The organism is Algoriphagus sp. Y33 (assembly GCF_014838715.1).
In the GTDB taxonomy this organism is placed as follows: Bacteria; Bacteroidota; Bacteroidia; order Cytophagales; family Cyclobacteriaceae; genus Algoriphagus.
The window spans coordinates 4,293,892-4,311,676 of record NZ_CP061947.1; the positions used below are offsets into that span (position 1 = coordinate 4,293,892).

Genomic DNA, 17,785 nt, shown 5'->3' on the forward strand with positions numbered 1-17,785 from the left:
TATCTTGAATTAGTTAATAAAAAGTGAAGTTTTTCACAAAACTCGTGCAAAGATACAGTTTAGAGCGAAAATGCCCACAAACCGCTCATTATTTCATGCTTGGTAGAATTACTTCGAAAATAGTACTTTCCCCGAACACAGATTTCAAATTTATTTTGCCGCCCATTTGCTCTACCGCTTCTTTCACCATATAAAGACCTAAGCCTGTTCCAACATTCTTTTGTGTTGCTCGGGAAAACAAGTTGAAGACCTCCGGGTGATGCTTATCTTCAATGCCTATACCATTATCTTCCAAGACAATAGTAGCCTCAGACTCTGTAACGGTGATAGAAAGATTAATTTTTTTGTTGCTTTCATCCGCTTTCTGAAATTGGACTGAATTGCTGAAGAGATTATTTAGGATTACCCGGATTTTCGCATCATCTGAATAAAACACATACTCTTGATTGATTTTAATATCCACTTTAATATGATCGATATTGAACTTGGCCTTGTAGGCATTCAACTGTTGATCGACTACATCCTTGAAACTGATTTCAGAAATTTTATTGTCAATTTTGGTTGATCTGTAAAAGTCCAGCATTTTGTAGATAAAATCATCCAACTTAACCGTCGCACTGTCTATCATATCAAAATACTCCGCAGCCTCGGGATCTTTGAGTTCCATTTTGGCCAACTTAGACACCCCTGAAATACTCATCAGAGGCCCTCTCAATTCATGGGACAAACTGTAAACAAATTGATTCATCTCAGAATGAAGTTTTTTGAGTTTCAAATTTTTATCCTTTAGCTCACGTCGCATAAAGTATATGTCTGCAGCATTTTTTATAGAGTTTCTAATCTGCTCAATGTTCCATGGCTTATCTATAAACCTATATACCTCCCCTTTGTTAATAGCATCTATTACAGATGCTATATCCGAATAGCCTGTAAGCAAAATACGGATCGGATCAGGATTAAACTTAACCAACTCTTCAAAAAACTCCGTACCTGTCATTCCTGGCATCCTCTGGTCAGCGATCACCACGTGTACTTCTTCCTCTCTGGCGATTCTCAATCCTTCATCAGCGTCTATAGCTGTGAAAATCTTAAAGTCCCTTCTTAAAGTAGCCCTGAAAGACTTTAGATTATTGTCTTCGTCATCAATATAGAGTACGTGAATTTTATCATTCATAGCGTTGAGTGCTTTGATAAATAGGAAGGGTTATCTTGAATGTAGTGCCCTGCCCCTCTTCAGAGATTACTTCCAGCGTTCCTTTGTGGCTTTCAATAATAGAATAAACTATTGAAAGCCCCAAACCTGTTCCTTTTCCTACAGCCTTCGTAGTGAAAAAAGGCTCAAAAATTCTTTGCTTCACATGCTCAGGCATGCCTGGCCCATTGTCCATAATCTCAACTGTAACCAAATCTTTCAACGCTCTCGTCCGCAGCTCAATCTTGGGATCAACAACAGAATCAATGTGATCAGCCAACGCATGAACTGCATTATTTATAATGTTCATAAATACCTGATTGATCTTACCGGCCAGACACTCCACCAATGGTAACTCCTCAAAATCCCTTACTACCCTGATTTTGGTAGACATCGTGCTATTCAGTAAGATGAGTGTACTGTTTAAGCCGTCATGAAGATCAACTTTCTTCATGTCTTGCTCATCGACGCGAGAAAACAACCTGAGTCCCTTTACAATTTCAACAGTTCTCTTAGCTCCATCGTCCATTCCTTTCAGCAGTTGCTCCACTTCTTCCAATACGTAGTCAAGCTCTAAGTCTTCTTCCAATTGTTTTGCTTGCTTGCGCGAATCGTCTGAAAACTCTTTCTCACCTGCGGCTCTATAAAACGCTATCACCTCCATAATATCCTTAATATCCCGTTTCAATGGCATCACATTGGAACTCACAAAGTTGATCGGGTTATTAATCTCATGGGCGATACCAGCTGTCAGCTGACCGAGGGAAGCCATTTTTTCTTGATTTACAAGCTGGCTCTGGGTGTTCTGGAGATTCCGTAGTGCCATTTCCAGTTCATCCGTCCGAATCCTTACCTTTTGCTCCAGCATGGCATTTTGTTCCAATACCAGCTGCTCGTTTTCAGCCAGGGCTTTTAGACGCTCAGCCTGTTCTATCTCCTTTTCTTTCTTTAGGATATTGATCTTATCCGCCAGGGCTAAAGAAAGTAAAATAGCTTCCAAAGCTGTTCCTATCAGCATCGGTAGATTAGCATAAAAGCCTAGATTAAAGTATCCTTGAGTCTGCAGGATATAGAAAATTATGCCGAGTAAAAAGAAACTCCATGCAATCAGAAAATATGAGGCTGAACGGATTTTTCTACGAACCAATAATATTGCAATCGAAAAAAACGTAATCACCACCAAAAACCCATTAATATCAGTGATCTGATAACTCAAACTAACAATCCCAAACAATCTTAATAGAAAGGTAACTATGTAAGAAACCCATATAGCCTTCAATATTAAGTCAAAAAAAGGCAATCTCTCTTTTGTGCTTAAAAAATTACGGACAAAGGGAATAGCAAACACACTTGCTATTGAAGTAAATCCTATAATACTAATCTCGTAAAGAAGTGGGTTCTGATAGAGAAAATACCAATAAGAATGTCCGGAAAGTGAAAGCTGGGCTAATGCAATAAACAGCACATACATGCTGTAGAACAAATACAAAACATCTAAGACCGAAAAATAAAGGAATAGGTTATAAAAAAACAAGGCCAGCATTATACCTATGTATATATTTATAAAAACAGTCCTTTTATTAAAACTTGAATCAAAACCACTTTCCGAAGAAAGTAACGCCGTAAAACGGATAGGTTCTGAGGAATTTATCTTTAATATCACATAGGGTAGCCAACGCTCTGAATTAGTAATTTTAAAAGTAGGGTTCGGATTGCCAAAGTCATTAGAGTCCAAAAAACCAATCCCCTCCACGTCGCAGAAAACCAATAGTCCTTCTAAATTGACCCGGTATAATTCTATACTTCTAAACGAAGGATTATTGATCTCAAGGTAATACTGACCAGGCAGACTCATTAGATCAGAACTCAAATCCAATCCAATATAAACTGTGTCATGCTGTACACCAAGATCAATAATGTCAGTATTTTCCCCATCGATTTCTTGGAACCCGTCCCCCCATCCATAATTCTCATTAATTTCGCTTTCAAAAATAAAATAGCGATCAATCTGGTAAACATTATTGTCGCCGAATATATCTAAATATCTAGATAGCGGTAAGAAGATACCAAAAAATATCATCAAAACAACAAGAAAACCAATTACATTTAACTTCTTAATTCTCATTGGTTCTCCGAATTCTTATTAACTATTAAATCAAATCTCACCATCATTTCTCCCTTTGGACCTGTTTCCAGTTTTTGATGGACCACATTGTTTCTAAGCTGAAAAATAAACTCTCGCTCAGATTCTTCTGCAGTGGGCAAATTATCAACATCTTCAATGGCTAGTACAGTAGCAATCAACCCTTCTTTAGGGTAATAAAAAGTACCATTATCTCCCAATGTCTCTATCACTTCATAGCCAACTTTTTTTGATATTCGTACTGTCGCAGGAGAGCATAGAGCCAACAGCTTCTTAAGTTTGAATTGAGATGCAATAGCTACCCCAACCTTTACCAAATATATACTTCCAATGCCGTATCCTGCAACCTCCCTACTATTCCATAAACCACAATACTCAGCCACCTCCAATTCTCCAAATTGATTCATATACTCTATGATGCCGGGATCCACTTCCGAAATCGCATCTTCTAGGGGCAGAGGATATCCCTTACTTCTTAACTGAACACGGCCTCCCCCTAAAACCCTAAAATCATCCATAGATTCAAACAGAATCAAATAAGTGTTTGGATTATCTACCCATGATCTATCCGCTGAGGTTACTTTAGTAACTCCATAGGATTCAAGTACCTTTAAATGCCCCGCTATATATTTCTCTGTAGCCGCAATATCTTCCGTGACCCTTATTACCCTTACCCTAACTTCCATGACTAAAATTTGCGATCTTTTCTAAGTCTACATAATATCTATCGGAGCGGATTTCTTGCCCCAAAAGAATCATTCTGGAGAAATACCCGCATGCCCCTCCTCCCAATATTACGGAAGAAGCCAGCTGTGGCCAAGAAGTTATCGTCTTCCCTATTTCATGAATACTTTGCTGAGCTCCTGTAGACAGTTGATTAAAATCCAAAAGAGCCATTAAAATCTCAGCGTATTGATTGGGGATTTTAGACACAAGACCCGATTCCTCTCCAAACTGCCGAAGAAGTCCATGAAGTATCGGCCGCTCCGGCTCTAAATCAAATCTTTCTACGTCAATCATTCCTCTGTCGCTGGTGTCCATCAACACCGGAATCCCAAGCTCTTTTGCTTTGATTCTGCTCTTGATTTTCACATCCAAACTGTCACACTCCTCTATTAATAAATCCAGTTCACCTCCCTGAGTAAAAAAATCATGAATATTATAATCCTGAACACCTTCATTATATAGCACCACATTCAGATAAGGATCTATCTCTGCGATTTCACGGGCAGCAATTACTGATTTCTTGATTCCCAAATTATGAACCCCTGTCCGAACTCTGTTTAGATTACTAAGTTCCAGCTCATCAAAATCAGCCAACCGAAGTTCCCCGCACCCTCTTTCCAACGCTAAAGTTAAGGCCACACTCTGTCCCACCGAGAGTCCTATTATCCCGATTTTCTTGTCCGCCAATTCCTTTTGCTCCTCTTCCGTGATGACATATTTATTTCTAACAGTTCGTACAGTAACAAACTCCTTCTCAGGAAGTAAATGAACGAGACAATGGCGCCATGGATAATACACCCAATTCCCAATATCTGAAATAGCTTGATTGCCAAAGAAATCCTCAACTGCCTCATCTAATTCAATCCGTGTGTATTTTTTCTGCGGGTTTCTGAGTTTGATCAAATCAGCCACCTGAGACTTGATCTCATCATGAATAAGTAAAGCAGTGTCTCCTTTCAGCTCTTGTATGACATTATTTAACTCTTCATCTGAAGTGTTTAATATCAACGGCTTATACACTTCTTTCTTTGAAGTACCCATTAGTTTTGACATCGAAATTTTACTTGTAGGGGTTTGATATGGGAGGAATAATAATTCACTAAAGTGCAATAAATCAGTTAATGATAAATGAATATTTTTCTTTTATTTCCTTCTACCAAACAACCGACTAAGCCACCCTTCTTTTTTTTACTCTGAATTTCAGTGGTTTACTACAACAAATTTCCCCTAAGTCAAATGCTCATGGGAGCGGTGAAACTTGTAGGGGGATTTTCAAATTTCCCAAAATTAATGGATCGAATCCTTTTCATTGGTTTTGTCAAGAATTTTATTTGACTTAATGCAACTGTAGGAAAAAAAGACTATTTTGAAAATGAACGAAAAATCGTATAAAATTGAAGTTTTTTTTTAGACTTTTACATCATGGAAGACAAGCCTCAAGAAAAAATCAAAATCCTTTACGTAGATGATGAGGAGAACAATCTTCAGGCATTTAAGGCAACTTTCAGGAGAGATTATAAAATTTTCCTGGCAATCTCAGCCAAAGAGGGCCGTGCTATCCTTGAAAAAGAAGAGGTTGATATCATCGTTACTGACCAAAGAATGCCTGAGGAATCCGGGGTGGAATTTCTGGAATCCATAATTCCAACCCATCCCAACCCAATAAGAATTTTACTTACAGGATATACGGATATCCAAGCTGTCATTGACGCAATAAATAAGGGCCAGGTCTATCACTACCTAACAAAACCCTGGGAGGAAGACTATCTACGAACCGTCATCAAAAATGCTTACGAGATCCTACAACTTCGTAGGGAAAACGAAAAGCTCACCAAAGCACTGATCAAATCCAATGATCAGCTGGAATTTCTACTTCGTCAAAACCTACTTTCCTAATCCTATCAATATCTAGCAGCAAGCAATAGCTGTAGTTCCTTGTGACTGATGCCAAATTTCCTTCCCAAATAGGCATTTGTCAGGCTTCCCCGATAGGTATAAACCCCCCTCAAAAACCATTTATAATTGAATATCATTTCTTCAGCACCTCCCAAGTCGGCCATTTGAAGAATAATAGGGGTAAAAATATTGCTTAAGGAATAAGAAGCTGTTCTGGCAACGCGAGAAGCAATATTCGGCACGCAATAATGTGTAATATCATGAACCTGATACACCGGTTCATCATGTGATGTCATTCTTCCTGTCTCGATACACCCCCCTTGATCAATGGCTACATCAATAATGATACTCCCATGCATCATATTGGCCACCATTTCCTCAGACACTACAATTTTGTTCCTTCCCTTTTCCGCACGCAGTGCCCCGATCACCACATCTGCTTCAGAAAGTGCTTGGTTCAAGCTGAAATTATCAATTGTGGAAGTGTATATCTGCTGGCCTAGGAGCTGCTTAAGTCTTCTCAATTTGTAAATATGATTGTCAAAAACTTTAATGTTGGCTCCTAATCCCAATGCAGTTCTGGCTGCATATTCCGCCACTGTTCCTGCACCTATAATCACCACCTGGGTCGGCGGTACCCCCGTGACTCCTCCCATGATCAATCCCTTACCATTATTTTCACTGGAAAGGTATTCAGCGGCAATAAGCATCACCGTACTGCCGGCTATCTCGGACATCGCCCTTACTACAGGCATTCCCCCCACCTTATCTTCCAAGTATTCAAATGCTACCGAGGTGATTTTCTTCAGGTTCAGCGTCTGGATAAACTCCTGGCTTTGTCGTTCGAGCTGTAATGCTGATATCAAACAGCTTCCGGTACTCATATAACTTAGCTCCTCCTCTGTAGGTGGGTCAATTTTTAATACTACCTCTGACTCAAAGACCTCTTTCTTGGAATCTGTGACTTTTGCACCCGCATCCGAAAAATCCTGGTCTGAAAATTTAGACTGTAATCCGGCTCCTGCTTCCACCACTACACTAATGCCGTTATTTGAAAGCAAACCAACGGACTCGGGGGTGATAACTACTCTCTTCTCTTGGGCAGAAGCTTCCTTAGGCAAGCCAATTACCAAAGATTGGCCTTTCTTTCTAACCCTAGCCGGTGATTCTTGTGGGATAAGCCCCACAGCAGTTAGTTGATCAATTTCAGCTGGCATCTTGGATATGTTGTAGGTTCAAGGTTCGTTTTGTTTCGGAATCATTGCTGATCCGAATTAGGAAAAACTTCTCCGGCAAAAAGGAGGCAATTTTCTCTGCCCATTCAAGCCAACAATAATTTCCGCTATAAAAATACTCTTCTATTCCGATATCCAAAGCTTCTGTAGGATCATCCATTCGATAGAAATCAAAGTGGTAAAAAGTTACACCACCTAGATTTTCATAATGATTTACGATCCCAAAAGTGGGGCTGCTTACTTGATCAGTCATTGCAAAAGCTTTGGACAAAGCCCTAATCAGAGTGGTTTTACCCGCCCCCATTTCGCCTTGAAACACCCATACCTTTTCGTCAGCAGCAGCTTCTATTAAAGCGTTTGCGGCCTTTTCAATTTCATCTAGCTCGTATGTGAACTGGGTCAACTGCGTAATTATTTTGGTGACAAATGAACGATCGGAATGATCATTTCTTCCAAAGATACACCTCCGTGCTGAAAAGTGTCCTTATAGAAGTTCACATAATAATTGTAATTATTGGGGTATGCAAAGAAATAGTCCTCCACTGCAAAAACATACGTAGAAGAAACATTTAGCCTTGGAAGTTTTGCGTCTTCAGGTTTTTTGATTTCAAACACCTTACCCTGCTCAAAATTCAGGTTCTTCCCTTGCTTATACCTTAGATTGGTAGTCACATTTTTATCTCCGATGATTCTATAGGGCTTATTCACCCGCTTAGTGCCGTGATCCGTAGTAATAATCACTTCGGCTCCTGCGTCATGGATTTTCTTGAGTAACTCAAACAAGGAAGAATGCTCAAACCAACTGGTGGTCAGCGATCTGTAGGCGGATTCATTTGGAGCCAATTCCCTAATCATTTTCATATCGGTCCTTGCATGGGAAACCATATCCACAAAATTATAGACCAAAACATTCAGGTCATTTTGAAGAAAAGTATGGAACTGCTCCAAAACGGCTTTTCCCTGATGGGCTTGGATTATTTTGTTATAACTGGATTTGATAGATAGCCGGTTTTTCTCCAAGTTTATCTTAAGCCATTCTTCCTCAAAATTATTTTTCCCCTCATCTGAATCTTCATCCTCCCAGAAGTGGGGATAGAATCTCGCCATATCCATAGGCATCATTCCGCTAAAAAGCGCATTTCTAGCGAAGGCTGTGGTAGTAGGCAAGATGCTATAATACGTATCCTTATCCTTGAGATTAAAATAGGGAGCAATTATTGACTCTATATCTTCCCATTGATCCAGTCTGAAATTATCAATTACTATGAAGAAAAGAGGCTTCTTCTCTTTGAGTTGTGGAAAAACCTTCTTTTTCATCACATGATGGGAAAGTAGAGGTTTTGTCTGGTTCTTTTCCTCCATCCAGTCCAGGTAGTTGTCTTTTATGAATCGGGAAAAATTGGCATTGGCTTCAATTTTCTGGGACTCCAATACGGGAAGCATGTTTTTGTTTTCAGTATCATCGATCTGCATTTCCCAATAAGTCAACTTCCGATAAATATCGGCCCAATCCTGATGATCTTCAGCGTCACCGAAAGCCATACTGATGTTCATAAAGTCCTGCTGGTAACTCTGAGTAGTTCGCTCATCGATCAATTGCTTGTTTTGAAGGAGTTTCTTTACTGAAAGCAAAATCTGATTGGGGTTGATCGGCTTGATCAAATAATCAGCAATCTTGCCACCAATAGCATCGTCCATAATATGCTCTTCCTCACTTTTGGTGATCATCACTACCGGTACTTGCGGCTTGATCTGCTTGATCTGCTGCAATGTTTCGAGACCTGTCATTCCTGGCATCATTTCGTCCAGAAAGATTACGTCAAAGTTTTTTTGCTCAACTTCTTCGATAGCGTCCACGCCAGAATTGACCGTGGTTATAGCATAGCCTTTCTTCTCGAGAAAAAGAATATGAGGTTTAAGCAGGTCGATTTCATCGTCTGCCCAGAGTATATTGAATTTTTGAGACATCTTAGATTCAGTTTCTTTTAAAATTATAATTACTTTTGAGTCAAACAAAAAAGGCCTCCTTGAAAAGCCAAAAGATACTAAACGACCCTGTTTACGGATTTATCACAATCCCAAGCGAGTTGATTTTTACGATTATCGACCATCCTTATTTTCAACGATTGCGAAGAATAAAGCAACTGGGGCTGACTGATTTTGTCTACCCCGGAGCTCTCCATACCCGATTTCATCATGCCATAGGGGCAATGCACTTGATGAGCATTACACTTGACAATCTACGAATAAAAGGCACTGAGATCACAGATGAGGAATATGAAGCTGCGCTAATTGCAATCCTTTTGCATGACATCGGGCACGGACCTTTTTCACATGCCTTAGAATATAGCTTGCTGAAAGGCATCCCCCATGAAGAACTTTCTCTTCTGACTATAGAACTCCTGAATCAGGAGTTTGGTGGCAAATTAGGCCTTACTTTAAGAATATTTAAGAATCAATATGAGCGAAAATTCTTCAATCAGCTAGTATCCAGTCAATTAGATATTGACCGGCTAGACTATCTACAGCGCGATTGTTTCTTTACAGGTGTATCCGAAGGAACTATCGGAGCAGACCGTATTATCAAGATGATGGACGTGAAAAATGATCAAGTGGTCATTGAAGAAAAGGGGATTTACTCCATTGAGAATTTCCTGAGTGCGCGCAGATTAATGTATTGGCAGGTATACCTGCACAAAACTACCGTCAGTGCTGAGAAAATGCTCATCAAGCTTATCCAGCGAGCGAGATTTCTACGGCAGTCGGGCACTCGATTTACGATCACAGATGAATTCGATTTCTTTCTAACCCAAAATTTATCTTTGGCGGACTTCCGAACTAATCCAGCCTTTTTACGATTGTTTCTTGAAATGGACGATTTGGACATTTGGGGAGCAGTAAAACTGTGGAAAAATCACCCAGACTATGTGTTAAGGAATATTTCCCAGATGTTTTTGACCCGCAATCTTTATAAGATCAATTTAACAAATGAACCTTTTTCTGCTGAAGAAATCACGCTGTTAAAAGAGAAGACCATTATAAAACTTAAGATCCCTACAGAAGATCTTGATTATTTCTTTTCCCATGGAGCAGTGAGCAACTATGGCTACCTCGCTAAGGACAGGATTAATATTTTGACAAAAAAGGGAAAGGTAATTGATGTAGCTCAGGCAGCTGATCTGCCAAACATAAAGGTCATGAGTAAAATCGTGGAGAAGCATTACGTATGTAAGGCCAAAAGCCTAAATTTAAATTATTAACTCCGTTTATATTGTTTATGGAATTTACCCTCGGACAAATCGCTGCAATCCTACAGGGAAAAGTAGAAGGCGATGAAAGCCAAAAAGTATCCCGGCTGGACAAAATCCAAGATGGCAGCCAAGGAGGTATAAGTTTTTTGGCAAATGAAAAATACACTCCTTTCATCTATGACACAGAAGCTACGGCAGTAATTGTCTCCCACCACTTTATCCCCACCAAAACCCTGAAAACCAATTTAATCAGGGTAGATGATGCTTATACCGGTTTCACAAAATTGCTTGAGGCTTATGCTATGCTAATGAAAAACAGCGCAGTAGGAGTCGAAGAGCCTAGTTTCATTGACCCTAGCTCCCAGATAGGGGAACAGGCCTTTAGAGGCGCATTCTCTTACATCGGAAAAAATTGCAGAATCGGAGAGTCAGTTAAGCTATATAGTCATGTGCACATCGGAGACCGTGTGCAGGTAGGAGATAATACGATAATTCATGCCGGTGCCAAAATATGTGCTGACAGCATCATAGGTAGCAATTGCGAAATTCATCCGGGAGCCGTTATCGGTTCTGATGGGTTTGGATTTGCCCCCCAGGGAGATGGCTCATACAAAGCTATACCTCAAATCGGAAACGTGGTACTGGAAGACAATGTGAGCGTGGGCGCAAATAGCACGATTGATTGTGCCACCATGGGCTCAACAATAATCAAAAGAGGGGCAAAAATAGACAATCTGGTCCAAATCGCTCACAATGTGGTCATAGGCGAAAATACAGTAATAGCCTCCCAAACGGGGATCTCAGGCTCTACAGTGATTGGAAAAAACTGCGTAATAGCTGGAAAAGCAGGCATTGTAGGCCATATAAAAATCGCAGACAATACCACAATCGGAGCAAATACAGGAGTAAGCAAATCTATCTCTAAGCCAGGAACGACTTTATTTGGATACATCGGCATGGACATGAAAAACTTCCTGAAATCATACTCCATCTTCAAAAACCTCGAAGGGATAGTAGACCGCATAAAAGAACTAGAAAAAAAGCAGTAAATTTGCAGCCTTTAGCATGCTGAACGGTTCAAAAATCAGATGAAAGTAAAACAACACACCATTAAAAAGCAGGTGGAATTATCCGGAGTGGGACTACACACCGGGGTCATTTCAAACATGACATTTCTACCCGCTCCCCCAAATCACGGATATAAGTTTCAGCGAATTGACCTGGAAGGCAGACCAACTATAGATGCAGATTGCGACTTGGTGGTAGATGTATCCAGAGGAACCACCTTGGAGCAAAATGGAGCCAGGGTCTATACAGTAGAGCATGTCTTGGCTGCTTTGGTAGGTTTGGAAATCGACAATGTACTCATTCAGCTGGACGGACCTGAGCCTCCTATTATGGATGGGTCATCAATTCAGTTTATAGAAGTATTGGAAGACGCAGGTCTCGAAGAACAAAATGCGCTTCGAAGATTCTATGAAGTTCAAGAAAGCATTCAATATAAAGATTCTGCCCGTGAGGTAGAAATGGTAGCTTTGCCTACCGACAACTACCGTGTGACGGTGATGGTCGATTACAATTCTCCCGTATTAGGCAGTCAGCATGCATCTATTACTGACATCGGCCAATTCAAATCGGAAATTGCTTCTTGCCGTACTTTTTGCTTTTTGCATGAGCTGGAAATGCTCTACAATTCTAACCTTATCAAAGGCGGAGACCTGAACAACGCCATCGTAGTGGTGGATAGAATAGTAGAGGAAAAAGAATTGGTTCATCTGGCCAAGATGTTTAATAAGCCAAAGGTCGAGGTGAAAAAAGAAGGCATTTTAAACAATGTGGACTTACGCTACCGCAATGAGCCAGCTAGGCACAAGTTGTTGGATGTTGTCGGAGACTTAGCCTTGGTAGGCCGTCCTCTGAAAGCCCAGATTATGGCAGCAAGGCCCGGTCATGCCGCTAATGTAGCTTTCGCAAAAAAAATAAAACGTGCTATGGAAAAGTCTGCTAATTCGCACATTCCATATTACGACCCCAAACTTCCCCCGGTAATGGATATCAATCAGATCAGCAATATATTGCCGCATAGGTATCCGTTCCAGTTACTTGACAAAATCATCTATCTTGATAATACTGTAGTAGCAGGAGTAAAAAATGTAACGATCAATGAACCATTTTTTATGGGGCATTTCCCTGCCAATCCAGTGATGCCAGGTGTATTGCAGGTTGAAGCTATGGCCCAAACAGGTGGCATATTGGTATTGAGTACAGTAGATGATCCGGAGAATTACTGGACATATTTTCTGGGAATTGAAAACTGTAAGTTTAGAAAAATGGTTCTTCCCGGTGATACTCTCATTTTTAAATGTGAACTTTTGGCCCCGATAAGAAGAGGTATAGCAAAAATGCGTGGTGAAGCTTATGTAGGTAATACGCTAGTATGTGAGGCCGTAATGACAGCAAGCATAACCCGAAAAGAATCATGATCAGTCCTTTAGCCCATATTGACCCAAAAGCAACAATTGGAAAAAACGTTCACATTGATCCATTCACCATGATCGGTGAAAATGTCACTATAGGTGACAATACCTGGATCGGCCCGAACGTGACTATTTTTTCAGGTGCCAGTATTGGGAAAAACTGCAAGATATTCCCAGGTGCCGTGATCGCAGGAATCCCTCAAGATCTAAAATTCCAAGGGGAAGACTCTACTGTCATGATCGGTGACAACACTACTATCAGAGAGTGTGTCACTATCTCCAGAGGCACTGTGGAAAAGCAAACTACCGTCATCGGAAGCCACTGTCTGTTGATGGCTTATGTACATATAGCGCATGATTGTGTAATAGGAAGTCATGTTATTATTGCTAATTCTGTCCAAATTGCCGGTCATGTCTCTATCGATGACTGGGCTATTGTAGGTGGATCCAGCGCTGTTCATCAGTTTGTGAAAATAGGCATGCACGCTATGGTCTCCGGCGGATCCTTGGTAAGGAAAGACGTTCCTCCATTTACCAAAGCTGCCCGTGAGCCACTTTCGTATGCTGGAGTTAATTCTTTGGGACTCCGAAGAAGGGGCTTTTCAAGTGAATCAATTTCCCACATTCAGGAAGTCTATCGCTACCTTTTCCTTAACAGCATGAACAATAGCCGGGCACTGGAAGAAATCGAAGTAAATCTGCCTGCCACCAAAGAAAGGGATGAAATCTTGAATTTCATTCGCTCATCCGAACGCGGTGTGATGAAAGGATACATCAATTAACCATGCTGAAAATCCACTTAGAAGAAGCTTCCAAACGCTTCCAATACGAATGGATTTTTAAAAATCTAAGTCTTGAATTATCTCAGGGCAATTCCTTGGCTATAACAGGAAGTAACGGATCCGGAAAATCCACTTTACTGAAATGTCTGAGCGGAGCTATACCGATCACCTCAGGAAAAATAGATTATCAGATGGATGAAAAATCGATCCCGGAAACTGATTGGTTTTCGTATTTGACGATTTCTGCTCCCTATATGGAGGTACCTGAAGAATTCAGTCTAGAGGAACTACTCAATTTCCATTTCAAGTTTAAAAAACCTCTTGATGGAATTTCTTCTAAGGAAATCATCGAACAATTATATCTCACACAGCATAGCTCAAAGCCCGTCGGGCAATTTTCTTCAGGCATGAAGCAGCGCCTGAAACTAGGCTTGGCACTTTTTTCGGATGTCCCTCTTATATTTCTCGATGAGCCTACTTCCAATCTTGACAACAAAGGGATAACATGGTATCAGGAACTGATAACTCTATACGGCAAGAATAGAATCTTAGTGATTTGCTCAAATGAGCCAAGAGAATACGAGTTTTGTGAACAAAAAATATACTTAGAAGACTACAAGTAAAGAGCAGCTTTAAAGTTAAATTCATATCTTTAATTTTGCAGGTATTAATTCTAAAGCATATGAAATCCAGCATGTCGAAAACGGCACACACTGGGATGATTGTAAACCCTACGAAATTCCATCCCGTATCCTTCGTCACGGGACGGGTTATGACCGTTGAAAAACAAATTATAAACACATGAAATCTCCTTTTACCAGAATATTACTACTCGCTTTTGCGGTGATTGCTATTCAAGGCTGTGGCGGGAATGATCCAGATCCTGACCCACCGGTGAAAACTGCCGAAGAGATCGCAATAGAAGCATTGACCGGCTCAGGAACTCAAGTATGGGGAATCAATGGAGGCGGTTCGGTCGTCCGGGACGGGAATCCGGTAACAGATTTATACGCTGGGTTCGAACTAGCGTTAAAATCAGGAACTGCCAAAACATATACTTCCAATAGCAACAACAATCTTTTTGATTCCTCAGGTACTTGGACTTTTGCAGGCAGCAACTTTGACAAGTTTATGCTCTCCGGCTCCCAACCTGCAGCAGGAAGAGAAATCTCCTTTACTCAAAACAATGATAATCTGACGCTTAACTTTACTATTCCTGCTCCCGAAGCCAGAGTTAATGGTGTGCTGGTGGTGGCAGGAAGCTATACATTTAATTTGATCAAGCAGTAGACCGCCCCCCTTAATTTACTTCAATGTCACCAGTGTAACTCCTGCTCCTCCACGATCTGCATGCTCATCCTCAATATGACGGATTTGACTCATTCCTCTTAGGAAGTTACGTGTTAAATCCCTCAGAATCCCATTGCCCTTACCATGGACAATCCTTAAATCTTTTAATCCAAGCATAAAACCTTCATCAATGAATGTTTGGATCAAGGATAGAATCTCTTCTCCTCTCATTCCTCTCAAATCAAGATTGGGAGAATAATCCATCATCTTTTCGTTGGTATTGTATCCACCTCGGGAGACAGCTGCTTTCTTCTCCTTTTTGACTTCACCTTGGGATATTTTCTCCAGTCTCGACAGCTTCACTTTTGACTTGAGCTCGCCGATAGAAATCTCCACCTCGTTATTTTTTACCTGAAGCACCTCTGCAATTGCACCATTGTCTTTCACTCTCACCCAGTCACCCACATCAATTTTGCCCCCCAAAACCTTGATCTCAGGACTCGTGACAATACTCTTTTCCGGCTTTACTTTTTCCTTGAATTCCTCCAACTCCTTACGGATCTGTTTGGTAGCTTCTTTTTCTGCCTTTCCTTCTTTGATCTCACGAATGGTGGACTCAATCTTCTTGTTTGCCTGATCAAGTAGTTGTTTAGCTTCCTGCTTTGCTTCTTGGATATAACGCTTCCTGGTAGTTTCCAATGTTTCCTTCAGTTCATTGTATTCCTGAAGACGGGTTTTCAGCAACCTCTCCTTAGCATTGACATCAGCGAGTAACGTGGCATATTGATTTTTTTCGTTTTCTACCTGCGTGAGCAATCTGTCATAGCGAACCCGTTCCTCTCCTATTTGCTCTTTGGCATACTTCAGTATCTCCTTTGGAATTCCGATTTTCGATGCAATCTCTAAGGCAAAAGAAGATCCCGGCTTTCCAATTTCAAGTTGATATAGCGGTTCCAGCTTATCCACGTCATAGCGCATCGCCCCATTCACCATTCCTTGATTTTTATTGGCAATCTGCTTGAGATTCCCATAGTGAGTAGTGATCACGCCGTATGCACCGAGTTTATTCAGTGCCATCAGGATAGATTCAGCAATAGCGCCACCAAATTGTGGCTCTGTACCCGTGCCGAATTCATCAATAAAGAGAATTGTTTTCTTATTTGCGAAAAGTGAAAAATGCTTCATGCTCATCAGGTGGGAGCTATAAGTACTTAAGTCGTTCTCCAAATTTTGCTCATCGCCGATATCGATAAAGAAATTATCAAAAAGTGAGCTTTTCGAATCAGAATGAACCGGGATCAAAACACCACATTGAAGCATATACTGCAATAAGGCCACTGTCTTCAGCGTGACTGACTTTCCTCCGGCATTTGGCCCGGAGATTACCAGCAATCGCTCATGGCCACTAAGCTTGACATCCAGCGGCACGATGCTTTTACCTTGTGCTTTTAGCGCAATTTCCAAAATTGGATGCCTGGCCTTTGTCCAAGTCAACTGTCGCTCTTTGGTAATCTCAGGCCTACAGCTATCTGTCTTTTGTGCAAATTTTGCTTTGGCACGAATAAAATCCATCAAACCGAGGAAATTGGTAGCCTTCCTTAGCGCCGGAATTGCAGGCCTTATCCTGTCAGTCAATTGGGTCAGGATCTTAATAATCTCCCGACGTTCCATATACTCCAAATCGCGGATTTCATTATTGATATCCAGCGCCTCCTCCGGCTCCATGTATACTGTCTGCCCCGTGGCAGATTCATCGTGTATAAAACCACGAAGCTTTCGCTTGTTCTCTGCCGCTACAGGTATTACCAGTCTGCCTGACCGGACGGTGATCGCAGAGTCCTCGGGAGTAAGGCCTTTTGCTCTTGCTTCCTTAAAGACACGCTCCATCACTTTCCGCAGGCGGCTTTCTTCATAGAGTATTTGCGTGCGAATAAGTTGCAACTCCCTACTCGCATTGCTCCGCATCTTCCCCTTTTCGTCTATGACCAGCTCGATGGCTTTGAGCAAACTCATATCCATATCCAAGAGTAATCCAAGTAACTGGCTCAAAACAGGATATACGTTCTCTCTTTTCTGAAAAAATGAGATGCATCCACGTAGGGTATCCAGAGAGAGCTTGATCTCATAGAAATCCTCCACATCGAGAAAAGCGTTCTCCAATTTGGCTTTTTCGAGGTAAGGGTTGAGATCAGTGAAATTGGAAGAAGGAAATAGCTCTCCTGAGATGAGGATTTGGCGAAACTCCTCTGTTTGGTCAAGTAATTTGTTGACCAAATTATAGTCTGAAGAAAAAGCCAACCGATCCACATACTGCATACCAAGCAGAGAAGTACACTCTACTTTTAGCAGTTCTTTGATCTTAATGAAATTTACTTTTTGTTCGGGATTGCGTGGGTATAGCATTTAGAATTGGTCTATAATCCCATCAGAAGACTCCCTTACCACAAGAGAATCTACCACACGGGAATAAATCCGCTCCATCTCATCAGGATCACGGAGGTAATACAACATGCTTTGAGTGAATACAGAATCGATCACCTCATGCTTGAGGAAAACATCTTTTTCGAGTAAACTATACAGTACCCTTGACGAATCATAAGCTACAGGCATTGAACTCGTAATCCCCTCAGTAAGATGGATATCTATGAGTACTTCTACCATTTTCTCCTCCGACAACAAGCCTTCCGGTTTTTTGGCAGAATCACAACTTACGAGGGAAAGGATGCAAAAACTTAGTATCAGAAATCTTTTCACAAATCAAAATTAGGTTTTTTTAACGGAAAAACTCCCCAC

16 protein-coding genes are annotated in these 17,785 nt (G+C 41.0%); 7 read left to right on the top strand and 9 right to left on the bottom strand.

Annotated elements, in window-relative coordinates; genetic code table 11:
• Positions 1 to 88: 88 nt before the first annotated feature.
• The 4 genes from ID165_RS17210 to ID165_RS17225 are packed head-to-tail and all read right to left on the bottom strand — an operon-like array spanning position 89 to position 5,114.
• Entirely contained in the window at positions 89 to 1,174 is a 1,086-nt protein-coding gene (locus tag ID165_RS17210; RefSeq protein ID WP_192346375.1) for a hybrid sensor histidine kinase/response regulator, read from the bottom strand.
• A complete protein-coding gene (locus ID165_RS17215; RefSeq protein WP_192346377.1) occupies positions 1,167 to 3,317 on the bottom strand; it encodes a 7TM diverse intracellular signaling domain-containing protein in 2,151 nt (716 codons plus the stop codon). The genes ID165_RS17210 and ID165_RS17215 overlap by 8 nt, the downstream gene beginning before the upstream one ends.
• Complete coding sequence (locus ID165_RS17220) at positions 3,314 to 4,021, bottom strand: hypothetical protein (protein ID WP_192346379.1); 708 nt, start codon at positions 4,019 to 4,021, stop codon at positions 3,314 to 3,316. Before ID165_RS17220 ends, ID165_RS17215 begins: the two co-directional genes overlap by 4 nt.
• Positions 4,011 to 5,114 carry a ThiF family adenylyltransferase gene (locus ID165_RS17225; RefSeq protein ID WP_192346381.1) on the bottom strand — a complete coding sequence of 368 codons (1,104 nt, stop codon included), beginning with the start codon at positions 5,112 to 5,114 and terminating at the stop codon, positions 4,011 to 4,013. Before ID165_RS17225 ends, ID165_RS17220 begins: the two co-directional genes overlap by 11 nt.
• 369 nt (positions 5,115 to 5,483) lie before the next feature.
• Here ID165_RS17225 and ID165_RS17230 point away from each other — a divergent pair, with 369 nt between their 5' ends.
• Positions 5,484 to 5,957: a response regulator gene (locus ID165_RS17230; protein WP_192346383.1), complete on the top strand. Its 474-nt coding sequence runs from the start codon at positions 5,484 to 5,486 to the stop codon at positions 5,955 to 5,957.
• Positions 5,958 to 5,962: 5 nt separating this feature from the next.
• Here the strand turns inward: ID165_RS17230 and ID165_RS17235 are convergent, their stop codons facing one another.
• Genes ID165_RS17235 through ID165_RS17245 form a run of 3 tightly spaced genes read right to left on the bottom strand, consistent with a single transcriptional unit; the run spans position 5,963 to position 9,160 of the window.
• Positions 5,963 to 7,174: an alanine dehydrogenase gene (locus tag ID165_RS17235; RefSeq protein ID WP_192346386.1), complete on the bottom strand. Its 1,212-nt coding sequence runs from the start codon at positions 7,172 to 7,174 to the stop codon at positions 5,963 to 5,965.
• Positions 7,164 to 7,595 carry a tRNA (adenosine(37)-N6)-threonylcarbamoyltransferase complex ATPase subunit type 1 TsaE gene (tsaE, locus tag ID165_RS17240; RefSeq protein WP_192346388.1) on the bottom strand — a complete coding sequence of 144 codons (432 nt, stop codon included), beginning with the start codon at positions 7,593 to 7,595 and terminating at the stop codon, positions 7,164 to 7,166. Before tsaE ends, ID165_RS17235 begins: the two co-directional genes overlap by 11 nt.
• Positions 7,596 to 7,603: 8 nt before the next feature.
• Entirely contained in the window at positions 7,604 to 9,160 is a 1,557-nt protein-coding gene (locus tag ID165_RS17245) for a bifunctional response regulator/alkaline phosphatase family protein (protein WP_192346390.1), read from the bottom strand.
• A gap of 59 nt (positions 9,161 to 9,219) precedes the next feature.
• Between ID165_RS17245 and ID165_RS17250 the strand changes: the two genes are divergently transcribed.
• From ID165_RS17250 to ID165_RS17275, 6 genes are all read left to right on the top strand, one after another.
• On the top strand, positions 9,220 to 10,452 hold the full coding sequence (locus ID165_RS17250; RefSeq protein ID WP_192346392.1) for an HD domain-containing protein: 1,233 nt from the start codon (positions 9,220 to 9,222) through the stop codon (positions 10,450 to 10,452).
• 17 nt (positions 10,453 to 10,469) lie between these two features.
• Complete coding sequence (gene lpxD / locus ID165_RS17255) at positions 10,470 to 11,492, top strand: UDP-3-O-(3-hydroxymyristoyl)glucosamine N-acyltransferase (protein WP_192346394.1); 1,023 nt, start codon at positions 10,470 to 10,472, stop codon at positions 11,490 to 11,492.
• Positions 11,493 to 11,531: 39 nt separating this feature from the next.
• Positions 11,532 to 12,926, top strand: a complete 1,395-nt coding sequence (locus tag ID165_RS17260) for a bifunctional UDP-3-O-[3-hydroxymyristoyl] N-acetylglucosamine deacetylase/3-hydroxyacyl-ACP dehydratase (RefSeq protein ID WP_192346396.1) — start codon at positions 11,532 to 11,534, stop codon at positions 12,924 to 12,926.
• A complete protein-coding gene (lpxA, locus tag ID165_RS17265; protein WP_192346398.1) occupies positions 12,923 to 13,702 on the top strand; it encodes an acyl-ACP--UDP-N-acetylglucosamine O-acyltransferase in 780 nt (259 codons plus the stop codon). The genes ID165_RS17260 and lpxA overlap by 4 nt, the downstream gene beginning before the upstream one ends.
• Positions 13,703 to 13,704: 2 nt before the next feature.
• Positions 13,705 to 14,325, top strand: a complete 621-nt coding sequence (locus ID165_RS17270; protein ID WP_192346400.1) for an ATP-binding cassette domain-containing protein — start codon at positions 13,705 to 13,707, stop codon at positions 14,323 to 14,325.
• A gap of 178 nt (positions 14,326 to 14,503) precedes the next feature.
• Positions 14,504 to 14,992: a hypothetical protein gene (locus ID165_RS17275; RefSeq protein WP_225586815.1), complete on the top strand. Its 489-nt coding sequence runs from the start codon at positions 14,504 to 14,506 to the stop codon at positions 14,990 to 14,992.
• Positions 14,993 to 15,007: 15 nt separating this feature from the next.
• Here the strand turns inward: ID165_RS17275 and ID165_RS17280 are convergent, their stop codons facing one another.
• Together ID165_RS17280 and ID165_RS17285 are read right to left on the bottom strand one after the other, a co-directional pair.
• A complete protein-coding gene (locus ID165_RS17280; RefSeq protein WP_192346402.1) occupies positions 15,008 to 17,395 on the bottom strand; it encodes an endonuclease MutS2 in 2,388 nt (795 codons plus the stop codon).
• Complete coding sequence (locus ID165_RS17285; protein WP_192346404.1) at positions 17,396 to 17,746, bottom strand: DUF4296 domain-containing protein; 351 nt, start codon at positions 17,744 to 17,746, stop codon at positions 17,396 to 17,398.
• Positions 17,747 to 17,785 lie beyond the last annotated feature (39 nt).

Bases quoted from the DNA above. Each gene is read 5' to 3' on its own strand.
- ID165_RS17280 (WP_192346402.1), bottom strand. From the start codon at position 17,395: ATGCTATACCCACGCAATCCCGAACAAAAAGTAAATTTCATTAAGATC.
- ID165_RS17270 (WP_192346400.1), top strand. From the start codon at position 13,705: ATGCTGAAAATCCACTTAGAAGAAGCTTCCAAACGCTTCCAATACGAA.
- ID165_RS17215 (WP_192346377.1), bottom strand. From the start codon at position 3,317: ATGAGAATTAAGAAGTTAAATGTAATTGGTTTTCTTGTTGTTTTGATG.
- ID165_RS17225 (WP_192346381.1), bottom strand. From the start codon at position 5,114: ATGTCAAAACTAATGGGTACTTCAAAGAAAGAAGTGTATAAGCCGTTG.
- ID165_RS17230 (WP_192346383.1), top strand. From the start codon at position 5,484: ATGGAAGACAAGCCTCAAGAAAAAATCAAAATCCTTTACGTAGATGAT.
- ID165_RS17245 (WP_192346390.1), bottom strand. From the start codon at position 9,160: ATGTCTCAAAAATTCAATATACTCTGGGCAGACGATGAAATCGACCTG.
- lpxD (WP_192346394.1), top strand. From the start codon at position 10,470: ATGGAATTTACCCTCGGACAAATCGCTGCAATCCTACAGGGAAAAGTA.
- lpxA (WP_192346398.1), top strand. From the start codon at position 12,923: ATGATCAGTCCTTTAGCCCATATTGACCCAAAAGCAACAATTGGAAAA.
- ID165_RS17220 (WP_192346379.1), bottom strand. From the start codon at position 4,021: ATGGAAGTTAGGGTAAGGGTAATAAGGGTCACGGAAGATATTGCGGCT.
- ID165_RS17235 (WP_192346386.1), bottom strand. From the start codon at position 7,174: ATGCCAGCTGAAATTGATCAACTAACTGCTGTGGGGCTTATCCCACAA.
- ID165_RS17210 (WP_192346375.1), bottom strand. From the start codon at position 1,174: ATGAATGATAAAATTCACGTACTCTATATTGATGACGAAGACAATAAT.
- ID165_RS17275 (WP_225586815.1), top strand. From the start codon at position 14,504: ATGAAATCTCCTTTTACCAGAATATTACTACTCGCTTTTGCGGTGATT.
- ID165_RS17260 (WP_192346396.1), top strand. From the start codon at position 11,532: ATGAAAGTAAAACAACACACCATTAAAAAGCAGGTGGAATTATCCGGA.